This window comes from Caballeronia sp. INML2, assembly GCF_023631365.1.
GTDB lineage: Bacteria > Pseudomonadota > Gammaproteobacteria > Burkholderiales > Burkholderiaceae > Caballeronia > Caballeronia turbans.
The window spans coordinates 1-23,363 of the sequence record NZ_JALQDH010000014.1; the positions used below are offsets into that span (position 1 = coordinate 1).

The window sequence follows — 23,363 nt, forward strand, 5'->3', positions numbered from 1 at the left end:
GGCTGAGTCCTGTAATGTACAGAACTCAGCCCTCACGGCCTTAGCCCAAACCTGTCCAACTTTGCGGGGTCAGTTCAGATTGGGCCGGGGTTTTCTCGCCAGCTCGAGATCAGTGCGCCGCTTGCCCCGACATGCCGTTATGTCGCAGCAATGCGTCGATGTCCGGCTCGCGTCCGCGAAACGCCTTGAACGAATCCATCGCCGGGCGGCTGCCGCCGACTTCGAGAATCTCGCGGCGGTAGCGCGTGCCCGTCGTCACGTCGAGCACCGAGCCGTTGCTGGCCTTCGCGGCTTCTTCGAACGCCGCGTACGCGTCCGCCGACAGCACTTCAGCCCACTTGTAGCTGTAGTAACCCGCCGCGTAGCCGCCCGCGAAGATATGGCTGAACGTGTTCGGCCAGCGCGAGAACGGCGCCTGCGGAATCACATGGAACTTCTCGTTGATCGCGCGCGCGAGGTCGTTCACGTTCTGCGTCGCGTTGGCCGGATCGTAGGACGTGTGCAACACCATGTCGAACATCGAGAAGACGATCTGGCGCATCGTGCCGAGACCGCTCTGGAAGTTTTTCGCGGCGAGCATCTTGTCGAACAGCTCGCGCGGCAGCGGCGCGCCGGTCTCGACATGCGCGGACATGTCGGTCAAGACGTCCCACTCCCAGCAGAAGTTTTCCATGAACTGCGACGGCAGTTCGACCGCATCCCACTCGACGCCATTGATGCCCGACACGCCCAGTTCGTCGATCCGCGTCAACATGTGATGCAGGCCGTGGCCGAACTCATGGAACAGCGTGATGACTTCATCATGCGTGAAGCAGGCGGGCTTGCCGCCCACCGGCGCCGAGAAATTGCACGTGAGATAGGCGACCGGCGTCTGCACGCCGCCCTGCGTGCGCTTGTGGCGCGAGCGGGCGTCGTCCATCCATGCGCCGCCGCGCTTGCCTTCGCGCGCGTAGAGATCGAGATAGAACTGCGCGACGAGCGTGCCGTCCTTGTTCTCGACGCGGAAGAAGCGCACGTCGGGGTTCCACACGGCGGCTTCGTCGCGGCGGATCGACACGTTGAAGAGCGTTTCGGTGACCTTGAAGAGGCCCTTCAGCACGGCTTCCTGCGGGAAGTATTGCTTCACTTCGTTCTCGGAGAACGAGTAGCGCTTCTGACGCAGCTTCTCGGCCGCATACGCGATATCCCACGGCTGCAGTTCGGGCATGCCGAGCTCGGTCGCGGCGAACGCGCGCAGTTCCATCCAGTCCTTTTCGGCGTAAGGACGCGCACGCGTGGCGAGGTCCTCGAGGAACGCGATCACTTGCGCGGGCGATTCGGCCATCTTCGGCGCGAGCGACACTTCCGCGAAATTCTGATAGCCGAGCGTCTTCGCTTCCTCCTCGCGCAGCTTCAGATGCTCGACGATATTCGCGGTGTTGTCCCATTCAGGCTTGCCGTGGCCGTAGGTGCCGCCCAGCTCCGACGCACGGGTGGCATACGCGCGATACATCGCCTCGCGCATCGGCCGATGATCGGCATATTGCAGCACCGGGAAATACGACGGGAAATGCAGTGTGAACTTCCATCCTTCCTTGCCGTCGCGTTGAGCGGCTTCGCGGGCCGCTTCGATCACGTCATCCGGCAGGCCGGCGAGATCGCTTTTTTGCGTGACGACGTACGCGTAGGCGTTGGTCGAATCGAGCACGTGATCGGAGAATGCCTTGGAAAGCGCGGCTTGCTCCTCCTGCAATTGCGCGAAACGCGGCTTGCGGTCCTCGGGCAATTCGGCGCCCGACAGACGGAAATCCCGCAGCGAATTCTCCAGGATCTTCTTGCGCTCGGCCGATAAACCGGCGAATTCCGGTCCGGCGGCAATCGCCTTGTACTTCTCGTAGAGCGCGAGGTTCTGACCGACGCTTGCCGAAAATTCGGTGACGCGCGGCAGGTTTTCAGCGTGCGCGGCGCGCAGTTCTGGCGTATCGGCAACCGCGTTCAGATGGCCGATTACGCCCCAAGCGCGGGACAATTTTTCCGATTCCTGCTCGACCGCCTCGACGACATCTTTCCAGGTCGCCGGCGTGTCCGGCGCGCTCGCACGGTCGACGGCGGCCTTTGCATCGGCGAGCAGCACGTCGAGCGCCGGCGTGACGTGCGCAGGCTGAATTTCGCCGAAACGCGGAAGATCGGAAAAATCGAGCAGCGGATTGGCCGCTGCCAGGGTGGACGTGGTGTCGCTCATGACTCTCCCGTTCTGATGTTGGGTAAAGCGCGGGCGGGGAGTGTCGCACCCGTCCGCGCCGGCTCTCTGAGAGATTATTAGGGCGTGCGAGGCAAATTCCAATCGATTGTTTTTAAGGGGCCGATTAATGCGGCCCCGCGCCGATTTTCACGCTTGCGCCGCGCGCTCGGCCGCTTCGATCGTGTTGACGAGCAACATCGTGATGGTCATCGGGCCGACGCCGCCCGGGACCGGCGTGATATGGCCGGCGACTTCCCTGACGCCCGCGAAATCGACGTCGCCGCACAGCTTGCCTTCGTCGTCGCGATTCATGCCGACGTCGATCACGGTGGCGCCCGGCTTCACCATGTCGGCGGTCAGGATGTTGCGGCGGCCGACCGCGGCGACGATCACATCGGCATCGCGCGTATGCTTCGCGAGGTCGCGCGTCTTGCTGTGACAGATGGTGACGGTCGCGCCGGCTTCGAGCAGCAGAAGCGCCATCGGCTTGCCGACGATGTTCGAGCGGCCGATCACCACCGCGTTCGCGCCTTTCAGGTCGATGTCGTGCGCCTGGAACATCTTCATCACGCCGTAGGGCGTGCACGGGCGAAAGAGCGGCTTGCCGGTCATGAGCGCGCCCGCATTGGCGACGTGAAAGCCGTCGACGTCCTTCTCGGGCGCGATGGCCTCGATGACCTTGTGGCTATCGATGTGCGCGGGCAGGGGCAGTTGCACAAGAATGCCGTGGATGGAAGGATCGGCGTTGAGCTTTGCGACGTGCGCGAGGAGTTCGTTTTCGGCGAGCGTCGCGGGGAAGCGGTCCATCACCGAGTGCAGGCCGTTGTCGTGGCACGCCTTCACCTTGTTGCGCACGTAGACCTCGCTCGCGGGATTGTCGCCGACGAGCACCACGGCCAGGCCCGGCTTGTGTCCACGGGCGGTGAGGGCGGCGGCGCGCTGGGCGACATCGGCGCGAAGGGTCTTGGAAAGGGCGTTGCCGTCGATGAGTTGGGCAGTCATGGCGAATCGGATCGAGGATGGGCGAGGGCGCGCGAGGGCGTTAAGCCGTCGCCGCGCCCGCTGCTTCGTGCGGCAGCGGTGCGCGGCGCTCGCGCATGGTGCTGGGCGCGTTTTTCGGCAAATGCGCCCCTGGGAAGGGCGAAATTATACCGCCGGGCGCTATTGCACGTTTTGGCCCGCCATGCCCGCCACTTCGCCGGGCCTTAAGGCGTAACCGCCTTCCAGGACGAATCCGGATTGAACGACTTGATCGCCGCGGCCGCGCGTGCGGACGCCGGGCCGAGGTCTTTTTCGAAGATCTGCCCGTCCTGGTTGACGATGAAAGTCATCACACCGGTCTGGCCGTAGCGCGCCGGCGTCGCGATCAAGCCGAAGCCTTGCGTCAGCTTGCCGTCCTGCAGATAGCTCTTCGCGCCGCCCTGCGCGTTCGCGCCCTGCGAAGTCAGGATGCGGTAGTGATAGCCGTAATAGCCGTCGGCTGCGCTCGGCTTGTTCGGCATCGTGGCAGCGAGCGGGCCGAGCGGGCTGTCCGGCTCGCCCGGCGCGGTGTCCCAGTAGAGGCCGTCGTGTTTGCCGGGCGTGCTGACGAAACGGTCGGCGTAGCGGTCGGCCGTCTTGTGATAGTCGTTCTGCGCGGCGACATACGCGAGCGCGACCTGCATCGCCGAACGCTCGTTGCGGCCGATACGCCGCGTGAGCAGTTCGTCGCGCGCGGCGGGCATGTCGAAGCGCCAGCCTTTCGCGACTTTCACGAGCGGAATCGGCAGCGTCCAGCCGCTCGTGCCCGCTTCGATGTGCGCAGCCGGATGGCCTTTGAGCGGTTGAGCATCCTCGACGATGCGATGCTGCTGCGCCCACGCGCCCAGGTACGCATAGATGTCCTCTTCGCCGACACTGCCGGCGGGCACGTAATGCCTGTGGTCCTTGCCGAGGACTTTGGCGAGCGCGGTGTCGTCGTTGGTCGCGATGGCGTCGGTGAGCGCCTGCGCGGCCGCTTCGGCGGTCGGATAGACGGTCTGCGCGTACGCGAGCGATGCGCCGAGCGCGAGCGATGCGGCGACGAGGGCGCGCAGGAATGGCTTCTTCGTTGAGGCGAATGCTTGGGTAGGGGTCATCTCAGGCTCCTGAAAGTGGCGTTCGCCGCGTATGCGGCGTTTGAGCGATCAGTCGAATCGATCATCAACGGCGATGAAAGCCTCCGCCGCCGCCTCGCTGGAACCCGCCGCCGCCGTGCATTCCGCCGCCGCCCCCGAATCCACCGCCCTGACGTTGCGCGCCCCCCGCGCCGCCGAATCCACCCCCCGCACCGCCCCCCGCACCGCCGCCCGCCTGACGCTCGATACCACCGCCGCCGCCGACGCGGTTATGCGACTGATTGGCGAACGACTCCCGGCTCGCCTGTCCGCGCTGGATGTCCTGGCGCGCACCGTTGCCGTCGCCCGCACCGCGCAGCGCGTTATCGCGGTTCACGTTCTGCGAGCGCTGGCGCAGGTCGCTGGTGTCGCGCGCGTTCACACCGCCGCCCTGGCGAATGCTCTGCACGCGCTGGCTCGCCGGCTCGTTGAGGTTTTGCCCGGTGCGCTGCTGCAGCGTCTGCGCCGCCTGCGCGCGCGCATTCTCGCGACCCCGAAACTGGTTGGCGTTCGCGCCGAGATTCGCGTTGTTCAACGTGTTCTGCCGGTTCGCGACGTTGGTCCGGTTGAACTGCGGATCGTTGCGGTTCCAGCGCACGTTGTTGCTGTTCGCATTGATGCGGTTGCTCGTGTTGATGTTGTTGTAGCGGTTCACGTTGACGTTGACATCCCCGTGCCCCCAGTTACAGTTGCCCCACAGCGAATTCACGACCGCGACGCCTGCGCCGAACGCGAGACCGCCGACGAACGCCGACGCCATCGCATATCCCGGAGGCGGAGGCACGTAGACCGGCGGATAAGCCGGATAAGGCCACGTGCCGTACACGACCGTCGGGTTATAAGTCGGCACATAGACCACTTGCGGATTGGCCGGCTCGATCTGAATCACCGTGGTGCTGGTGGTCGTGCTGCCCGCCGGCGCCGGCGCGCTCGTGATCTTCTGCTGCTCGTTCGTCTTCAGATTCCCGGCGCTTTGCGCCGCGCGCCGCAGACGCTGAACGGAGTCCATCACGTCGCTCGGCTGCGCGATGAAGGCGTTGCCGAGCTGCGTCACCCAGTCGATCTTGGAGGCCATCGTTGCGAGCGCCTGAGGGAACGCGACGAGCGATTGCACGCTCGGATCCCACGGCTCGGTCTGCACGGCTTTCACGGCGTCGTCGCCCTTGACGTTCGGGTTCGCCTTCGACCACGCGGCTGCATCGGTGACTTGCGATGGATACGTCGACGCCATCAGCACTTGCGCGAGCAGCGCGTCGGGATAGAGCGCGACCGGCGCGGTCAGCGCATCGAGCTGCTGGTTCGTGAGCTTCTGCGCGGCGCTCGCAGCGTCCTGCGTCTGCGCGTGAACCGTGGCGGGAAGCAGCGCCGTAAGCGGCAACGCGAGCGCTACGCTCATCGCGATGATGCGCAGCGTGCGCGCGCGATGGCTGATGATGTAAGGGCTTCGTTTCAAGATCAAGTCCTCCGGTGCACGACGCTGGACACTCGGCGCGCGTGGACTGCCGATGCGGCGGGATGCGCCTGTAGTTTGCCGATAAGCAGCGAACTGATGCGCAGTGCTGAATGAAGGCGAGGGAATTGATGAGCGAGTGGCTTCGGTTTCGAAGACCTGGACGCCAAACGTTTGACATTCGAGCAAGGACGCAGCAGCCGTCGTGTCGCGCATGACCGTTGTCCGGTAGTGGAGGTCACGCCAACTTACGGGCGGCCCTCTGGATGTGTCAACGTGATTGAGGAAATATCACGTTTCACTCTTGCCGACAACGGGGTTTCGGAAGGGGACGAACGGCGCGCGCGTGTCGCCAGGCGCGCCATGCAAGCGCGGCCGGCATGGCGATGCCGGCCGCGAAGAGAGAGATGAAGCCGTTACTGCTGAGGCTTGTTCGACAGCGCGAGACGCAGCAGATCGGCGACGGTGTTCACGGAGAGCTTCTCCATGATGTTCGCGCGATGCGCTTCCACCGTCTTGATGCTGATGCCGAGATCGTCGGCGATCTGCTTGTTCAGGCGCCCCGCGATGATGCGCTCGAGCACCTGATGCTCGCGTGCGGTCAGCTTGCCCAGACGCTCTGCGGCGGCGCGCTGCTGCTGCACGCTGGTGCTTTCGCTGCGCGCTTTCTCCAGCATGCGCTCCACGAGCTTGCGCAGTTCGGCTTCGTCGAACGGCTTTTCGATGAAGTCCATCGCGCCTTTTTTCATCGTCGAGACGGCCATCGGCACGTCGCCGTGACCCGTCACGAAGATGATCGGCAGCAGCGAATTCTCGGCGATGAGTTTCTCCTGCAGCTCGAGCCCCGTCATGCCGGCCATGCGCACGTCGAGGATCAGACAGGAGATCGCGCCGGAATGCGAGATCGGCAGATAGACGTCGAGGAACGATTCCGCGCTGGAGAAGCATTGAACGCGATAGCCGTTTGCTTCGAGCAGCCAGCGCAAGGAATCACGCACGGCTTCATCATCGTCGACGACGAAGACGGTTTCCTGAGTGGTGACTGTGCTCATAGTTCTCCCGTAACTGTTTGTTGTCTCGTATGTTCGTCCTGCGCATCCGTGCCGCCCGTGCCCGACGAGCCGTCCACTTCGCCGATCGGCAGGCTGCAGTGGAAAGTTGCGCCGGTCACGTGGCCGTCCGCTTCGACGTTGTTGACCACCCAAAGGCGTCCGCGATGCGACTCGATGATCGAGCGGCAGATGTTCAGCCCCATGCCCATGCCGTCGGACTTGGTGCTGTAGAACGGCTCGAAGAGGCGCTCGGCGGTTGCCTCGTCCACGCCCGGTCCCTGATCGACCACGCTGATGCAAACGAAGCCGCCGTCCATGCGCTGCACGACGACGCGAATCACCGGATCGACCGCGGTTGGTTTCGCATCATGCATCGCCTCAGCCGCGTTTTTCAACAGGTTGACCAACACTTGTTCGATCAAAACCGGGTCGACGTAGATCACCGGCATGCGCGAGCGGATTTCGGTGACGATGCGGATCTTGCGTTTGCGCGCTTCGATTTCGGCGAGACCAACCGCGTCCGCGACGATATCCGCGACGCGCGCGGCCTGGCGCTTGGGCTCGCTGCGCTTCACGAACTCGCGGATGCGCTTGATGATCATGCCTGCGCGCACGGCCTGCTGCGCGGTCTTCTCGAGCACGGGAAGCAGCGTTTCCTGCGTCATGCGGCCAGATTTCACCAGCGCGACGCAGCCGGAACAATAGTTGTTGATCGCCGCGAGCGGCTGATTCAGCTCGTGCGCGAGCGACGACGCCATTTCGCCCATCGTCATCAGGCGGCTCGTGAACTGCAGTTTCTCTTCCTGCTGATGCGCGAGTTCCTGCGCCTGCTTGCGCTGCGTGATGTCGGTGGCGATCTGCATCTGCGCGAGATGGCCGTCGACCCACTGGATGTACTGGCGGCGCACCTCGAACCACTTCTGGATACCCTCGACATAGACTTCCTGCGCGTCCGCCGAGCTTTCGGTGAGCGCGGCGGCGGGGAGGCCCGCGTAGGTGTCGACCATGTCGATGGTATCGGACGAGCTTTGCGAGCCGCCGTCGAACGCGGCGCCGGCGAGCTCCAGATGGCCGTCGGGACGGATGCCGAACAGATGCCGGTAATAGCGATTGGCGAAGAGCAGCTCGGCTTCGTCGGCGGCGAGCACGGAGACGGCCGCGTCGAGGCTTTCGAGCACGGTGGTGAAGCGCTCGTGCGCCGCGGCGAGCTCTTCGCGCGCGCGCTTGGGTTCGGTGATGTCCGTCATCGACGACATCCAGCCAGTCTGCCGCCCCGAGCTGTCGATCAGCGGCGAGACGTACAGCCGCGCGTGGAAGAACGAACCGTCCTTGCGGCGCACGCGCAATTCGAAGCCGGAAGAGGGCGCCTTGCCGCGCAGCGTCATGTCGAGCTGGCGCTGCATTTCGGGATAGGCGTCGCGCGGCCAGTACGGAAACGGCGCGTTCTTGCCGACGAGATCGCTCTCGTCCCAGCCCGTCATGCGGCAGAACGCGGGGTTCACGTGCGTGATGCGGCCGTGCATGTCGAGCACGCGCATGCCGATCAGCACCGAGTTTTCCATCGCCCGGCGGAAGAACGCTTCGGCGTACAGCGCCTGTTGCGCCTCGAAGCGCTGGCGCGTGTGTTTCCACAGACTCCAGAGACTCCACAGCACGAAGCACGACAAGCCGGCCACGAGCCAGACGAGCGTGTTATTGGTGAAGTTCGTGAGCTGCGGGTACGAATAGACGCGCACCGACAGGCCCTGACCCGGCGGATCGAGCGGCAGGTCGTAGAACATGTCGCGCGGCAGGCGCGGGCGGCTCGACGTGGTCGCGAGCTCGCGGTTGTTCAGGTCCGTGATGGAGATCTTGTACTTCGCCGACAGTTCGCTGGGAATGTCGTGCTTGAGGACGCCCTCGATCGAGAACACCGCCGCGATCGAGCCGAGGAATTCCCGGTCGCGGAAAACCGGTGTCTGCAGCGTGATATAGCCGTTGCCGAGATCGTCGTAGAGCAATGGCGAGTAGACTTGGCGGCGGGTGGTCCGCGCTTCGTCGAACGCGGCCTGCACGGCCTCGTCCATCTGCGTGTCGTTCGGCTTCGCGAGACGCGATCCGAGCACGGGCAGCGGCGTATTCGGCCAGCGCGGCTTATGCTCGCTCGTATACCAGTTCATGTAGAGGATCTCGGGATGCCCCTGCATGATGTCGGTGGACGAGGTCTGGAAGGTTTGCGGGTCGCCGTGGCCGGTCACGATGTCGCGGGCGAGCGCCTGGATCTGCTCCTGTGCGCCCGTCATCGAGAGACGGATTTGCTGCTGCGCCCACGCGACATTGCGGTAGAGCGTGTCTTCCTGCTGCTGTTGCTCGCGCCGGTTCAGGCTCCAGAGGATGAGACTCATCACGACCAGAAATACCAGGATCGAAATGAGCGGCGTGAGTAAATAGGAGTTCGACCACCACGGGCCGTGGTGCCAGCGAGAGGGCGAGGCGTCGGTCGGCTTGCGCGGGACCCTCGCCGAGCGTTTGATCAGCCGTTCGGTCAACATGGAAGCGATTGTAACGCAGCGCCTGATTGTTAATTGGCGTAAAAAGAGGGTAAAGAAGCCTCGATTGCAGGAAAAGGAGGAGAAACATCTGACTAAAAAAGTCTTATGGGACGGTGCGTTGCAGCAATTTTTCGTATGGTGAGATCAACTCTCATGATTTGAAAAATTCCTTGCGTCATGGTCTGGACCCTCTTTAGAATTGCCGGCACGCGGCCAGTGCCCGCCTTCGATCGGGCGTGCGCCGGCGGTTCTCAGAGTGTTCCTCACATCAGGAGACGAGCATGTCCGCTGTACCCGACGAAGTTCTCAAATATGTCGCCAACGCCAAGGACGACGATCCTCAGGAAACCGCCGAATGGCTCGACGCGCTCGACGGCGTAATTTCCGCGGTCGGTCCTGATCGCGCGCACTACCTGATCGAGAAACAGATCGAATTCGCTCGCGTTCATGGCGAGCACCTGCCGTTCTCCGCCAACACGCCGTACATCAACACGATCCCCGTCGCTTCGCAGGCCAAGATCCCGGGCGACCAGGACATCGAACACCGGATCCGCTCGTACACCCGCTGGAACGCCATCGCGATGGTTCTGCGCGCGGGCAAGGATACGAACGTCGGCGGCCACATTGCTTCGTTCGCGTCCGCCGCCACGCTCTACGACGTCGGCTTCAACCACTTCTGGCACGCGCCGTCGAAAGAACACGGCGGCGATCTCGTGTTCGTGCAGGGCCACTCGTCGCCGGGCGTGTACTCGCGCGCGTTCCTGCTTGGCCGCCTGACCGAGAAGCAACTGAACAACTTCCGCCAGGAAGTGGGCGGCGAGGGCATCTCGTCGTATCCGCACCCGTGGCTGATGCCGGACTTCTGGCAATTCCCGACCGTGTCGATGGGTCTCGGCCCGATCATGGCGATCTATCAGGCGCGCTTCATGAAGTACATGGCGGCGCGCGGCATCGCGAAAACGGACGGCCGCAAGGTCTGGGCGTTTCTCGGCGACGGCGAGACGGACGAGCCGGAATCGCTCGGCGCGATCGGCATGGCCGGCCGCGAGCGTCTGGACAACCTCGTGTTCGTCATCAACTGCAACTTGCAGCGCCTGGACGGCCCGGTGCGCGGCAACGGCAAGATCATCCAGGAACTGGAAAGCGAATTCCGCGGCGCGGGCTGGAACGTCATCAAGGTCATCTGGGGCAGCCGCTGGGATGCGCTCTTCGCGCGCGACAAGACCGGCGCGCTGATGCGCCGCATGATGGAAGTCGTCGACGGCGAATACCAGACGTACAAGTCGGAGTCGGGCGCGTTCGTGCGCGAGCACTTCTTCAACACGCCGGAACTGAAGGCGCTGGTCGCCGACTGGTCCGATGAAGACATCTGGAACCTGAACCGCGGCGGTCACGATCCGCACAAGATCTACGCGGCATTCGACGCCGCGACCAAGACGAAGGGCGCGCCGACCGTCATCCTCGCCAAGACCATCAAGGGTTACGGCATGGGCGAGCATGGTCAGGCGATGAACATCACGCACCAGCAGAAGAAGCTGCCGATCGACACGCTGAAGAAATTCCGCGACCAGTTCCGCCTGCCGCTCACCGACGAGCAAATCGCCGACGTGCCGTACCTCACGTTCGAGGAAGGCTCGAAGGAACTGGAGTACATGCGTCAGAAGCGCATGGACCTCGGCGGCTATCTGCCGGCGCGTCGCGAAAAGGCGGAATCGCTGCCGGTGCCGGCGCTCGCCGCATTCGAGCCGCTGCTGAAGGGCACGGGCGAAGGCCGCGAAATCTCCACGACGATGGCCTTCGTGCGGATCCTGAACATCCTGCTGAAAGACAAGGCACTCGGCAAGCGCATCGTGCCGATCGTGCCGGACGAATCGCGTACTTTCGGCATGGAGGGTCTCTTCCGTCAGATCGGCATCTGGAATCAGGAAGGCCAGAAGTACATTCCCGAAGACTCCGACCAGCTGATGTTCTACAAGGAATCGGAAACCGGGCAGATTCTGCAGGAAGGCATCAACGAAGCAGGCGGGATGTGTGACTGGATCGCGGCCGCGACGTCGTACTCGACGCACGGCGAGATCATGATCCCGTTCTACATCTTCTACTCGATGTTCGGCTTCCAGCGCATCGGCGATCTGGCGTGGGCCGCGGGCGACATGCGCTCGCGCGGCTTCCTGCTGGGCGGTACCGCTGGCCGCACGACGCTCAACGGCGAAGGCCTGCAGCACGAAGACGGCCACTCGCTGCTGTGGGCGGCGTCCGTGCCGAACTGCGTGAGCTACGATCCGACCTTCGGCTACGAGCTCGCGGTCATCATGCAGGACGGTCTGCGCCGCATGGTCGCGGATCAGGAGGACGTGTACTACTACATCACCGTGATGAACGAGAACTACGAGCATCCGGCGATCCCGCAAGGCGATGCCGTTGCATCGGACATCATCAAGGGCATGTACGCGTTCAGGAAGGCCGATGCGGCCGGCAAGGCGCACGTTCAGCTGATGGGCGCGGGCACGATCTTCAACGAAGTGATCGCCGCCGCCGATCTTCTGAAGAACGACTGGGGCGTCACCTCCGATCTCTGGAGCGTGCCGAGCTTTACCGAACTGGCCCGCGACGGTCAGGCGTGCGAGCGCTGGAACCTGCTGCATCCGACCGAAGAGAAGCGCGTGCCGCACGTGAGCGCGCTGCTCAAGGGCGCGAAGGGTCCGGTGATCGCATCGACGGACTACATCCGTGCGCTCGTCGACCAGATCCGCGGCTATGTGCCGAACAAGTTCGTGGTGCTCGGCACCGACGGCTACGGCCGCTCGGACACGCGCGAGGCGCTGCGCCACTTCTTCGAAGTCGACCGCTACTGGGTGACGCTGGCCGCGCTGAACGCGCTGGCCGACGAAGGCACGATCGAGCGCAAGGTCGTCGCTGAGGCGATCAAGAAGTACAACCTCGACCCGTCCAAACCCAACCCGATGACCGTCTAAAGGCATCGCCCCCGAGCGTTGTGACGCGGCCTCTTTCCGAAGCGGAAGGAGGCCCGCGTGCAACCCAGGAGACACTAATAATGAGTCAAGCGATCGAAGTCAAAGTGCCGGACATCGGCGATTTCAAGGACATCCCCGTGATCGAGGTGCTGGTCAAGGTGGGTGATACGGTCGAACCCGAGCAGTCGCTCGTCACGCTCGAATCCGACAAGGCGACGATGGACGTGCCGAGTTCGGCGGCGGGCACCGTGAAGGAGGTGAAGGTCAAGGTCGGCGACAACGTGTCGGAAGGCACGCTCATCGTCGTACTGGAAGGCGGCGCATCCGCCGCCGCGCCTGCCGCAAAGCAGGAAGCGGCTGCACCGGCGCCGGCAGCGGCTCCCGCTGCCGCCCCCGCCGCGAGCGGCGGCGGTTCCATCGAAGTGAAGGTGCCGGACATCGGCGACTTCACGGACATTCCGATCATCGAGATCGGCGTGAAGGTCGGCGACCAGGTCGAGAAGGAGCAGTCGCTCGTCACGCTCGAATCCGACAAGGCGACGATGGATGTGCCGAGTCCCGCATCGGGCACGGTGAAGGAACTGAAGGTCAAGATCGGCGACACGGTTTCCGAAGGCTCGCTGATCCTCGTGCTGGAAGGCGCCGGTGCAGCAGCAGCGCCTGCGGCGGCGCCCGCGCCTCAGAAGCAGGTCGAAGTGCCCGCCGATGCGCCCGCGAAGCCCGTTCCCGCGAAAGAGCCGCCGTCCGCGCTCGCGCAGGCGCCCGTGATTCCTGCCGGCGACGGCACGCGCACGTCGAGCCACGCGTCGCCGTCCGTGCGCAAGTTCGCCCGCGAACTGGGCGTCGACGTGTCGCGCGTGCGTGGCAGCGGTCCGAAGGGCCGCATCACGCAAGGCGACATCACCGCGTTCGTCAAGGGCGTGATGTCGGGTCAGGGCGCGGCGCCCGCAGCGGCTGCGCCGGCTGGCGGTGGCGGCGGCGAACTGGGTCTGCTGCCGTGGCCGAAGATCGACTTCACGAAGTTCGGCCCGGTCGATCCGAAGCCGCTGTCGCGCATCAAGAAGATCTCGGGGGCGAACCTGCATCGCAACTGGGTGATGATTCCGCACGTCACGAACAACGACGAAGCCGACATCACCGAGCTCGAAGAACTGCGCGTCAAGCTGAACAAGGAACACGAAAAGGCGGGCGTGAAGTTCACGATGCTCGCGTTCGTCATCAAGGCCGTGGTCTCGGGGCTCAAGAAGTTTCCGGACTTCAACGCGAGCCTGGACGGCGACAACCTCGTGTTCAAGAAGTACTACCACATCGGTTTCGCGGCCGATACGCCGAACGGCCTCGTCGTTCCGGTGATCCGCGACGCGGACAAGAAGGGCCTCGTCGATATCGCCAAGGAAATGGCGGAGCTGTCGAAGCTCGCGCGCGACGGCAAGCTCAAGCCCGATCAGATGCAGGGCGGCTGCTTCTCGATCTCGTCGCTGGGCGGCATCGGCGGAACGCACTTCACGCCGATCATCAACGCGCCCGAAGTCGCGATTCTCGGCCTGTCGCGCGGTCAGATGAAGCCGGTGTGGGACGGCAAGCAGTTCGTGCCGCGCCTTACGCTGCCCATGTCGCTGTCGTACGACCATCGCGTCATCGACGGTGCGGCCGCTGCGCGCTTCAACGCTTATCTGTCGGCGATTCTGGGCGATTTCCGTCGCGTCATTCTCTGATCTTCTGATCCGGCCGACGGCGGAACCTCGGGGCGTGGCCCTGAGGTTCCATCCGCACATCTCTTAGGGGACAACATGAGTCTCGTCGAACTAAAAGTACCCGACATCGGCGACTTCTCCGATGTCGATGTCATCGAAGTCAATATCAAACCCGGCGACAGCATCGAAAAGGAACAGGGCGTCATCACGCTCGAAACCGACAAGGCCACGATGGAAGTGCCCGCCGATTTCGCGGGCACCGTCAAGGAAGTGAAGGTCAAGCAGGGCGACAAGGTCTCGCAGGGCTCGGTCATCGCGATGGTCGAAACCGAAGGCGCGTCGGCGGCTCCGTCGCCTGCTGCAGCGCCGGCGCCGGCGGCCGCGAAGCCCGCCGCGGCCGCCGGCGGCGTGCAGGACGTGAAGGTGCCGGACATCGGCGACTTCAAGGACATTCCGGTCATCGAAGTGCACGTGAAGCCGGGCGATACGGTCGAGAAGGAGCAGTCGCTCATCACGCTCGAATCCGATAAAGCCACGATGGACGTGCCTTCACCCGCTGCGGGCACGGTGAAGGAAGTGAAGCTGAAGGTCGGTGACACCGTGTCGGAAGGCACGCTGGTCCTGACGCTCGAAGGCGGCGGCGCGGCGTCCGCGTCTGCGCCCGCGCCCGCGCCTCAGCAGGCTGCTCCGGCAGCCGCTGCAGCCGCTCCGGCCCCCGCGCCGCAAGCGGGCAGTTACTCCGGCGCCGCCGATGTCGAGTGCGACATGCTCGTGATCGGCGCCGGCCCCGGCGGTTATTCGGCGGCGTTCCGGTCCGCCGATCTCGGCATGAAGACGGTGCTCGTCGAGCGTTATTCGACGCTGGGCGGCGTGTGCCTGAACGTCGGCTGCATTCCGTCGAAGGCGCTGCTGCACACCGCGCTCGTCATCGACGAAGCGGCGGAGCTCGCGGCGCACGGCATCAGCTTCGGCGAGCCGAAGGTCGATCTGGACAAACTGCGCGGCTTCAAGGAAGGCGTGGTCAAGAAGCTGACCGGCGGTCTCGCGGGCATGGCGAAGGCGCGCAAGGTGCAGGTCGTCACGGGCGTGGGTAACTTCGTCGATCCGTATTACATGGAAGTGCAGGGCGCGGACGGCAAGAAGGTCGTGAAGTTCAAGCAGGCGATCATCGCGGCCGGCTCGCAAGCCGTGAAGCTGCCGTTCTTCCCGGACGATCCGCGTGTCGTCGATTCGACGGGCGCGCTCGAACTGCGTCAGCTTCCGAAGCGCATGCTCGTGGTGGGCGGCGGCATCATCGGCCTGGAAATGGCGACGGTGTATTCGACGCTCGGCGCGGACATCGACGTCGTCGAAATGCTCGACGGCCTCATGCTCGGCGCGGATCGCGACCTCGTGAAGGTTTGGGAGAAGTTCAATTCCAAACGCTTCACGAACGTGATGCTGAAGACCAAGACGACCAAGGCGGAAGCGCGCGAAGACGGCATCTACGTGACCTTCGAAGGCGAGAAGGCGCCGAGCGAACCGCAGCGCTACGACCTCGTGCTGCTCGCGGTCGGCCGCAGCCCGAACGGCGGCAAGATCGGCGCGGACAAGGCCGGCGTGGCGGTGACGGATCGCGGCTTCATCAACGTCGACAAGCAGATGCGCACCAACGTGCCGCATATCTTCGCGATCGGCGATCTCGTCGGCCAGCCGATGCTCGCGCACAAGGCGGTGCACGAGGGCCACGTCGCGGCGGAAGTGGCGCACGGCGAGAAGGCGTATTTCGACGCGATGCAGATTCCGTCGGTGGCTTACACCGATCCGGAAGTGGCGTGGGCTGGCAAGACGGAAGACCAGTGCAAGGCCGAAGGCATCAAGTTCGGCAAAGCGGTGTTCCCGTGGGCCGCGTCGGGCCGCGCGATCGCGAATGGCCGCGACGAGGGCTTCACCAAGCTCATCTTCGATGAGGAGACGCACCGTGTGATCGGCGGCGGCATCGTCGGTCTGAATGCGGGCGACCTGATCAGCGAAGTGTGCCTTGCGATCGAGATGGGCGCGGATGCAACCGACATCGGCAAGACGATCCACCCGCATCCGACGCTCGGCGAATCGGTCGGCATGGCCGCCGAGTTGTACGAAGGCGTGTGCACGGACTTGCCGCCGCAACGCAAGAAGTAAGCTTCCGCACTTCGAGAAGTGCAAAGGCGCGTTCCTTCACCGGAGCGCGCCTTTTTCGTTTACGAACGGCAGACGACAAAAAGCCCGGCGCGGTGGCCGGGCTCTTCGTCATGCGTGCTGCATTGAACCGGGCAGAGCCCGGCGGCAAACTTACGCAACCGACTTCTTGGCGGCGCGGGTAGCTTGCTCGGTCGCTTGCGTAGCGGCCTTCGTCGCAGCCGTAGCGGCAGCGTTGAAGTTGCTTTCGGCGATCTCGACAGCTTGCTTCGTTGCCTTGTGAACCGTTTCGTACGTCGTGTTGGCAGCGGTGATAGCCGACTTCATCACGGCGACAGCGGTTTCCGAACCGGCCGGTGCGTTCTTCGCGACGTTGTCGACGAGCGTTTGCACCTTGCGGTTCTGCTCTTCGTACTGCGCTTCCGCGACGCGGGCGAATTCGGCTTGCGTGGCCGACGCGATTTCATACAGGTGACGGCCATACGACAGCACCTTTTCCGCGACCGGCTGGGTCAGGCTGGCTTGCAGCGCGAGCAGTTCCTGCGCGTCCTTCACCGACAGAGCGCGCTGCGCGTTTTCCTGGCTTTCGGCCAGCGTGGACTTCACGACTTGCAGGTTCAGTTCGACCAGCTTCTCGACGCCTTCGAACGCCTTGTTCGTCAGACCGAACAGCGTGTCGAAGTTAGCTTTTTGTGCAGCGGCGATTTGCTCGGGGGTCAACAGCGTCATCTCAGGCTCCTGATGGCCGACCCATCAAATGCGGGTCGTGGTTTGGATAGATCCGGCGCGATGAACCTGGCCGGCTAGGTGCAACCGCGATTGGTGCGTCGCAACATGAGACCCATTTTAGAGATATTCCGATAGATGTCAAGCACTTTTTGTGCGCTGCACAATGAGTCGAAAAGGTATGTTAAACAAAGGCTTACTTGATCGACGGACGCTCGAGACGGACACCCGTGGAAACCCTGTGCACGTCAGCCGGGTATGAGATTCAAGACGTCTCGACGCGCGTTCTTGCAGTGGATGAGAGCACGTCTGGATGAAGTTTTGATGTCGCCCGACGTCAGACGCCTGCGAGTTTTTCGCGATGCAAAATGAGACGATTCTGGAGAATGTCTTAATTTTAAGATGTTGCCGTACACCAAATTGTTGAAGAAACGTTAACATTTCGATGGTCCGATTTTGTGGCGCGGACCCACGCGCAACTCGGCCTGCCTTGCTGTCGATTTCGCGTTCTGCGTTTGTCCCATCGCTCTGCATGTTTTGACTAAAGTCGTGGAAAGTTTTGCCGATAGCACGTTTGACGTCATGTAGAAAAGCGCGCTTTGGGCAGTACAGGCTCCGCCGGGACGATCGTTTTTTCCGATCGAGGCGCGCTGTTGATCGGCAATACGCAATCAAGGCTTACAACTCAGTTTAACGAGTGCCGATAAGTGCTTAATATTGCTTAAATTTCGTTGCTTCACTACACTTGGCGGTACCCTCCAGCCGCCCAACAGAACACTAATGAAAACCGAAATGTTTTCGTCGTTGAAGGTGGTGCATGGCGTGGCAGTGCGCTCGGCATTGTCCATCGCTGTCTCCATCGCAGTAGCGACGTCCTTCGCAGCGGCTCCGGCTGAAGCCTTTGCAAAGACCGCCACCGCAACCAGGACCGCAAAGAAATCCACCGCCAACGCTGAAAAGCCTGCGCGCGTGGCCAAAACCACGCTCAAGGCACCGAAGCCGGCGAAGGCCGCCAAGGTCGCTGCCACGGATGACGACGAGGATGCGCCCCGCGCATCGCGCAAGCGTCGGGTGTCTTACCGCATGGAACCGCATGCGCGCCGCGGTGCGGTGCACGCCGTCGCGTTCCAGCCGCGTGCCACATCGGTCGGACAGGCGTTCGGCCTGCATGACACGCCCGACAGCCTTGCGCTGCGCTCGAGCGTTGCTTATGTGGTCGACCAGAACACGTCCGAGACGCTCTTCGACAAGAACTCGCGCGCCGTCGTGCCGATCGCGTCGATCACGAAACTCATGACGGCGATGGTCGTGCTCGACTCGCACATGCCGCTCACCGACGAGATCAGCGTCACCGACGAAGACCGCGACTACGAGAAGTTCACCGGCTCGCGCCTTGCAGTCGGTTCGGTGCTGAATCGCGAGGACATGCTGCATATCGCGTTGATGGCCTCCGAGAATCGCGCGGCGGCGGCACTCTCGCGCTATTACCCGGGCGGCCGTCCGGCGTTCATCGCCGCGATGAACGCGAAAGCGAAGTCGCTCGGCATGGCCGACACGCACTTCGAGAACTCGACGGGCCTGACGAGCCAGAACGTATCGAGCGCGCGCGACCTCGTGAAGATGGTGAACGCGGCGTATCAATATCCGCTGATCCGCAAGTTCTCGACCGACCGCAGCTACGATGTCTTCACCGGCAAGCGCAATATCGCCTACAACAGCACGAACGCGCTGATCCGCAATGCATCGTGGGATATCGGCTTGCAGAAGACGGGCTTCATCAACGAAGCGGGCGAATGTCTCGTGATGCAGGCGAACGTGAACGGCCGCCCGGTCGTGATCGTGCTGCTCGACTCCTACGGCAAGTACTCGCGCTTCGCGGATGCGAGCCGCCTGCGCTCGTTTCTCGATACGCTCGGCGAGCCGCACATCATGAGTGCCGATATGGGCAGCGGCGCGAATCCTTGAGCGTCCGCGATCCGCTGCTTCAAAAGCAAACGGGATTCGTCGAAAGACGAATCCCGTTTTTTCATGCGGCGCGGATCAGCGGTGCGCGTGTTGCACGTCGGCGGCCGCCTGTTCCGGGTGATATCCCAGCGATTGCGAGATTTCGAGCGCCGTGTGGCTCAGTTGCTTGAGCCAGGCATCTTGCAGACGATCGGCGGGCGCGGAAAGCGAAAGTCCGGCGACGAGCCGCCCGGTGTCGTCGTAGATGCCGGCGGCGATGCAGCGCACGCCGAGTTCGAGTTCCTCGTTGTCGCGCGCGCAGGCCTGCTGACGCACCAGCGACAGTTCGCGCTCGAGCTTCGAGAGATCGGTGATGCTGTTCTGCGTGTGCCCCGAGAGACCGGTGCGCATCGCGTAGGCGCGCACGCGTGCGGCTTCGTCGGCGGCAAGGAAGAGTTTCCCGACCGAAGTCAGATGCAAAGGCGCACGGCCGCCGATCGCCCGCACCACCTGCATGCCAGAGCGCTCCGAATAAGCGCGCTCGATGTAGACGATCTCGTCGCCTTGTCGTACGGATAGATTGACGGTCTGGCCGGTTTGCCGATGCAGTTCGCGCATCGGCGGCATCGCGGCCTCACGCACCGAGAGACGCGCCTTCACGAGATTGCCGAGTTCCAGCAGCCGCATGCCGAGCCGGTAGGTGCCGGGATCGGAACGGTCCACGAGGCGGCACAGCACCATGTCGTTGAGGATGCGATGCGCCGTGGACGGATGCAGACTCGTGCTCTGGGAGAGCTCTTTGAGGCTGACGGGGTCGGTGTGATCGGCGAGGGCGTCGAGAAGACGCATCATGCGCTCGATCACCTGAATGGAAGTCTTGGAGTCCGGGTTCGTATCGCTCATCGTGAAAAATCGGTTGATGCGTCAAACAGCGGAATGGCGATTGTATCTCATAATGTGAAAAAAGCGAACGCCGTTCTGAAACGATGATTCCGGCAATGACGCGCGCGTATCAGCGCGACCCGACGGGCGAGGCTTTCGCGGATAATCGGCGATGCGTTCATATCACTTCTACAAAACAGGAAACGCCCCCATGCGAGTCGGACTATTCGTCACGTGTCTCATCGACATGATGCGCCCTGAAATCGGCTTTTCAGTCATCAAGCTGATCGAGCGGGCGGGTTTCGAAGTCGTCGTGCCGCCGTCGCAGACGTGCTGCGGCCAGCCCGCGTATAACTCGGGCGATCGTCCGCTCGCCCGCGATCTCGCCGAAAAAACGCTGCGCGAGTTCGAGCAGTTCGACTATGTGGTCGTTCCGTCGGGTTCCTGCGGCGGCATGATCCGCGCGCACTACGGCGATCTTTTTCGCGACGATCCGCAACTGATGAGCCGCTTCGGGCGCCTGCAGCCGCGTGTGTTCGAACTGACCGATTTTCTGGTGAATGTCGCAAAGGCGCGCATGGAGCCCGGCGCATTCGACGGCATGGTGACCTATCACGATTCGTGCTCGGGTTTGCGCGAACTCGGCGTGAAGTCGCAGCCGCGTGAGCTGCTCGCACAGGCGGGCGTACCGGTCACGGAGATGGCGGGCTGCGAACACTGCTGCGGCTTCGGCGGCACGTTCGCGGTGAAGTACGGCGACATTTCGACGGCGATCGTCGATGAGAAGTGCGCGAACATCAAGGCGAGCGGCGCGGACACGGTCGTGCTCGGCGACCTCGGCTGCATGCTGAACATCGAAGGGCGCCTGCGCCGCACAGGCGATACGTCGACGCGCGTGCTGCACATCGCGCAGGTGCTCGCCGGCGACGCGCAAGGCCGCGCGTGAGCGCATCCTGAAAAGAGAGACTGTCCATGCAAGTCCAGACGATGCATTTCAAGGCGCGCGCAGGCAGCAAGCTTGCCGACGAGCGCCTTCAACAAAACCTCACGAAGCTCTCGACGAAGTTCGTCAGCGCGCGCGCGAGCGCGGTGCGCGACATCGACTTCGAGGCGACTCGTGCCGCGCTGAAAGAGCGGCGCGATCGGGCGCTCGACAATCTCGACGTATGGCTCGAAACCTTCGAGCGCGAAGCGGCGCGGCGCGGCGCCACGGTGCTCTACGCCGAATCGACGCAGGACGCAGCCAGGCTCGTCGCGGATATCGCCCGCAAGCATGACGTGAAGAAGGTCATCAAGACCAAGTCGATGGTATCCGAAGAGATGCAGTTGAATCGCGTGCTCGGCGAGATGGGCGTGCAGTCCATCGAGACCGACCTCGGCGAATACATCCTGCAGATCAACGATAACGAGCCCCCTAGCCACATCATCGCGCCGGTCGTCCATAAGGATAAGGAGCAGATTGCCGATCTCTTCGCAAAAACGCATAACAAGCCGCGCCTGACCGACATCCCCGACATGACGCGCGAGGCGCGTGAAGTGCTGCGCCCGCATTTCATGTCGGCGGACATGGGGGTGACGGGCGGCAACTTTCTGATCGCGGAGACGGGGTCGGTGGCGGTCGTCACGAACGAGGGCAACGAGGGCATGTGCACGGTGATGCCGCGCGTGCATGTCGCGGTGACGGGCATCGAGAAGGTGCTCCCGACACTCGAGGATCTCGCGACCGCCATGCGCCTCCTGCCGCGCTCGGCGACCGGGCAGACGATCTCGAACTACTTTTCGCTGCTGACCGGACCGCGCGCGCCGGACGAGTCGGACGGCCCGGAGCACATGTACTTCGTGCTCGTCGATGGCGGGCGCACCGGGCTCATCGGCGGAGAGTTCCAGGAAATGCTGCGCTGTATCCGCTGCGGCGCGTGCATGAATCATTGCCCGGTCTATCAGAAGATCGGTGGGCATGCGTACGGTTGGGTCTATCCGGGACCGATGGGCTCCGTGTTGACGCCGGCGTACGTCGGCATTGAGAAGGCGCTCGATCTGCCACAAGCCGCGACGCTCTGCGGCGAATGCAACAGCGTGTGCCCGGTCGGCATTCCGCTGTCGGATTTGCTGCGCAAGCTGCGGGAAAAGCAGATGGAGCGCGGACTGCGCCCCTGGAGCGAGCGCGCCGCGCTCGCAGCCTGGGGCTATCTCGTGAAACGGCCGGCGGCGTATGCGCTTTTCACCAAGCTCGTCGTGCGTGTGCTCGAACGCATGGGTGGCGAAAGGAAAGCGATTCCGCGCTTGCCGTTCGGCAAGGGATGGACCGGCACGCGCGATATGCCCGCGCCGGTCGGTCGAACTTTTCGGGAGTTATACAAGGCGCAACACTCGCATCTCGGATAGAACAAAGCCACGGCAGATCGTCTGATCTGCCGTGGCCCGTTTTCGATGAAGACGTTCCGCGCCTTAACCGCCGTAGCGTCCAAGAAAGCCGCGTGAATTGCCGCCGTCGCGAGTGCCGCCATTCGCGGATGGCGGCGGGGCGCGGTTCGGCCCCGGAGGTCGACCGCCCACTGCGTTGGGCACCGGCGCGCCGCCGACTGCCTGCGGAGGGGGAGCGGCCGGCGGACGACCGCCGCCTGCCTGTGGCGGCGGGCCGTTCGGATGTCCGCCACCCGCTTGCGGCGGCGGCCCGCCCGGACCATGATCGCGCGGGTGTGAGCCGCCGCCATGCCAGCCACCTGGGGGCGGACGGCGCCAGCCCGGACCGTCATCCCAGTAGCGGCTGCGCCCCGGACCGTAATACGCCGGACCAGAGTAATACCCGCCACCGACGACAACGCCCGGCTGAACGACCGGCGGACCGCCGTAATAGCCATAGCCCGGATCGTCGTAGACACCAGGATAGCCGCCGCCATAGGTCGGCGCGTCCGGATAGACCGCGCAACCGCCAAGCAAGGCAGCGGACGACGCGAGAAGAACACCTGCAACCGCGGATTTCATGATCTTGATAGAACCTGTAGCACCATTACTGTATGAGACAGCATCGCCAAGCGGATGTCCTCAATAACTTTGTAAGGCTTTATGACGGCCAAGTGTCATAAAGACGGGTAGCGGAAGCGGCGCGCCGGATAGAGGACTTGTTGTCGCGAACGCAACAATCCTTTGCTTTTCAACGGCTTTTTAAGATCGGGACGCTTCCGTACCATTCGAAATGTCCGGCAGTGGGTCCCGGATCCTTGTTACCCACTGCGACACTTCGACCCAAAGGCAGTCCCATGAAAAAGACAATATCGACCTACTGGCCCGTCGCCATCGTGCTTCCGATCGCACTGGCTTTTTGCTTGCACGCCGGCGAAGGCGGCAGCATGTCCACGCGCCATCAGGAAACCAGCGTGGCTGGCGTGAGCGCCGAGCTTGCTCGCGCGATCTCACTCGGCTTCGTCGAGGACGATGACGCGACGCCCGCAGTGACTTCCGTACAAAAGACGCTCTAGAGCGCCGGGTTTTTACGCAGACGAAAAATGGCGCCCCGCGTGAACTGACCCCGCGAAGTTGGACGGTTAAAGTCTAGCGGGTAGCCAAGGCCTGAGTTCTGTATTGCACGGGACTCA

16 protein-coding genes are annotated in these 23,363 nt (G+C 63.4%); 7 read left to right on the plus strand and 9 right to left on the minus strand.

Annotation, left to right across the window (positions count from 1 at the left end):
* Window positions 1-109: 109 nt before the first annotated feature.
* The 6 genes from NCT32_RS04820 to fixL form a co-directional block, all read right to left on the minus strand.
* Entirely contained in the window at window positions 110-2,221 is a 2,112-nt protein-coding gene (locus NCT32_RS04820) for a M3 family metallopeptidase (RefSeq protein ID WP_061121757.1), read from the minus strand.
* A gap of 147 nt (window positions 2,222-2,368) precedes the next feature.
* Entirely contained in the window at window positions 2,369-3,223 is an 855-nt protein-coding gene (gene folD / locus NCT32_RS04825) for a bifunctional methylenetetrahydrofolate dehydrogenase/methenyltetrahydrofolate cyclohydrolase FolD (protein ID WP_061121756.1), read from the minus strand.
* Window positions 3,224-3,426: 203 nt separating this feature from the next.
* Complete coding sequence (locus NCT32_RS04830) at window positions 3,427-4,338, minus strand: DUF2950 domain-containing protein (protein ID WP_061121755.1); 912 nt, start codon at window positions 4,336-4,338, stop codon at window positions 3,427-3,429.
* Window positions 4,339-4,402: 64 nt separating this feature from the next.
* Entirely contained in the window at window positions 4,403-5,752 is a 1,350-nt protein-coding gene (locus NCT32_RS04835; RefSeq protein ID WP_061121759.1) for a DUF3300 domain-containing protein, read from the minus strand.
* 470 nt (window positions 5,753-6,222) lie between these two features.
* The gene (gene fixJ, locus NCT32_RS04840) at window positions 6,223-6,858 is read right to left on the minus strand and encodes an oxygen response regulator transcription factor FixJ (protein WP_014190971.1); all 636 of its coding nucleotides are present in this window, start codon (window positions 6,856-6,858) and stop codon (window positions 6,223-6,225) included.
* Window positions 6,855-9,389, minus strand: coding sequence for an oxygen sensor histidine kinase FixL (gene fixL, locus NCT32_RS04845; protein WP_061121754.1), 2,535 nt, complete (start codon window positions 9,387-9,389; stop codon window positions 6,855-6,857). Before fixL ends, fixJ begins: the two co-directional genes overlap by 4 nt.
* Window positions 9,390-9,670: 281 nt before the next feature.
* Between fixL and aceE the strand changes: the two genes are divergently transcribed.
* The 3 genes from aceE (at window position 9,671) to lpdA (ending at window position 16,218) form a co-directional block, all read left to right on the plus strand.
* Window positions 9,671-12,364 (plus strand): pyruvate dehydrogenase (acetyl-transferring), homodimeric type, encoded by a 2,694-nt coding sequence (aceE, locus tag NCT32_RS04850; protein ID WP_061121753.1) that lies wholly within the window; start codon window positions 9,671-9,673, stop codon window positions 12,362-12,364.
* A gap of 80 nt (window positions 12,365-12,444) precedes the next feature.
* Window positions 12,445-14,079, plus strand: coding sequence for a dihydrolipoyllysine-residue acetyltransferase (gene aceF / locus NCT32_RS04855; protein ID WP_061121752.1), 1,635 nt, complete (start codon window positions 12,445-12,447; stop codon window positions 14,077-14,079).
* Window positions 14,080-14,154: 75 nt separating this feature from the next.
* On the plus strand, window positions 14,155-16,218 hold the full coding sequence (lpdA, locus tag NCT32_RS04860) for a dihydrolipoyl dehydrogenase (protein WP_086961652.1): 2,064 nt from the start codon (window positions 14,155-14,157) through the stop codon (window positions 16,216-16,218).
* Between the two features lie 150 nt (window positions 16,219-16,368).
* Here the strand turns inward: lpdA and NCT32_RS04865 are convergent, their stop codons facing one another.
* On the minus strand, window positions 16,369-16,944 hold the full coding sequence (locus NCT32_RS04865) for a phasin family protein (RefSeq protein ID WP_061121751.1): 576 nt from the start codon (window positions 16,942-16,944) through the stop codon (window positions 16,369-16,371).
* 777 nt (window positions 16,945-17,721) lie between these two features.
* Between NCT32_RS04865 and pbpG the strand changes: the two genes are divergently transcribed.
* Window positions 17,722-18,906, plus strand: a complete 1,185-nt coding sequence (gene pbpG / locus NCT32_RS04870; protein WP_061121750.1) for a D-alanyl-D-alanine endopeptidase — start codon at window positions 17,722-17,724, stop codon at window positions 18,904-18,906.
* Between the two features lie 75 nt (window positions 18,907-18,981).
* Here the strand turns inward: pbpG and NCT32_RS04875 are convergent, their stop codons facing one another.
* Entirely contained in the window at window positions 18,982-19,788 is an 807-nt protein-coding gene (locus tag NCT32_RS04875; RefSeq protein ID WP_061121749.1) for an IclR family transcriptional regulator, read from the minus strand.
* A gap of 190 nt (window positions 19,789-19,978) precedes the next feature.
* Here NCT32_RS04875 and NCT32_RS04880 point away from each other — a divergent pair, with 190 nt between their 5' ends.
* Window positions 19,979-20,713, plus strand: a complete 735-nt coding sequence (locus tag NCT32_RS04880) for a (Fe-S)-binding protein (RefSeq protein ID WP_061121748.1) — start codon at window positions 19,979-19,981, stop codon at window positions 20,711-20,713.
* Between the two features lie 26 nt (window positions 20,714-20,739).
* Complete coding sequence (locus NCT32_RS04885; RefSeq protein WP_061121747.1) at window positions 20,740-22,152, plus strand: lactate utilization protein B; 1,413 nt, start codon at window positions 20,740-20,742, stop codon at window positions 22,150-22,152.
* Window positions 22,153-22,215: 63 nt separating this feature from the next.
* On the opposite strand, the gene NCT32_RS04890 is transcribed toward NCT32_RS04885, so the two are convergent.
* Window positions 22,216-22,752: a hypothetical protein gene (locus NCT32_RS04890; RefSeq protein WP_061121746.1), complete on the minus strand. Its 537-nt coding sequence runs from the start codon at window positions 22,750-22,752 to the stop codon at window positions 22,216-22,218.
* 275 nt (window positions 22,753-23,027) lie between these two features.
* On the opposite strand from NCT32_RS04890, the gene NCT32_RS04895 reads away from it, so the two are divergent.
* Entirely contained in the window at window positions 23,028-23,246 is a 219-nt protein-coding gene (locus NCT32_RS04895) for a hypothetical protein (RefSeq protein ID WP_061121745.1), read from the plus strand.
* Window positions 23,247-23,363 lie beyond the last annotated feature (117 nt).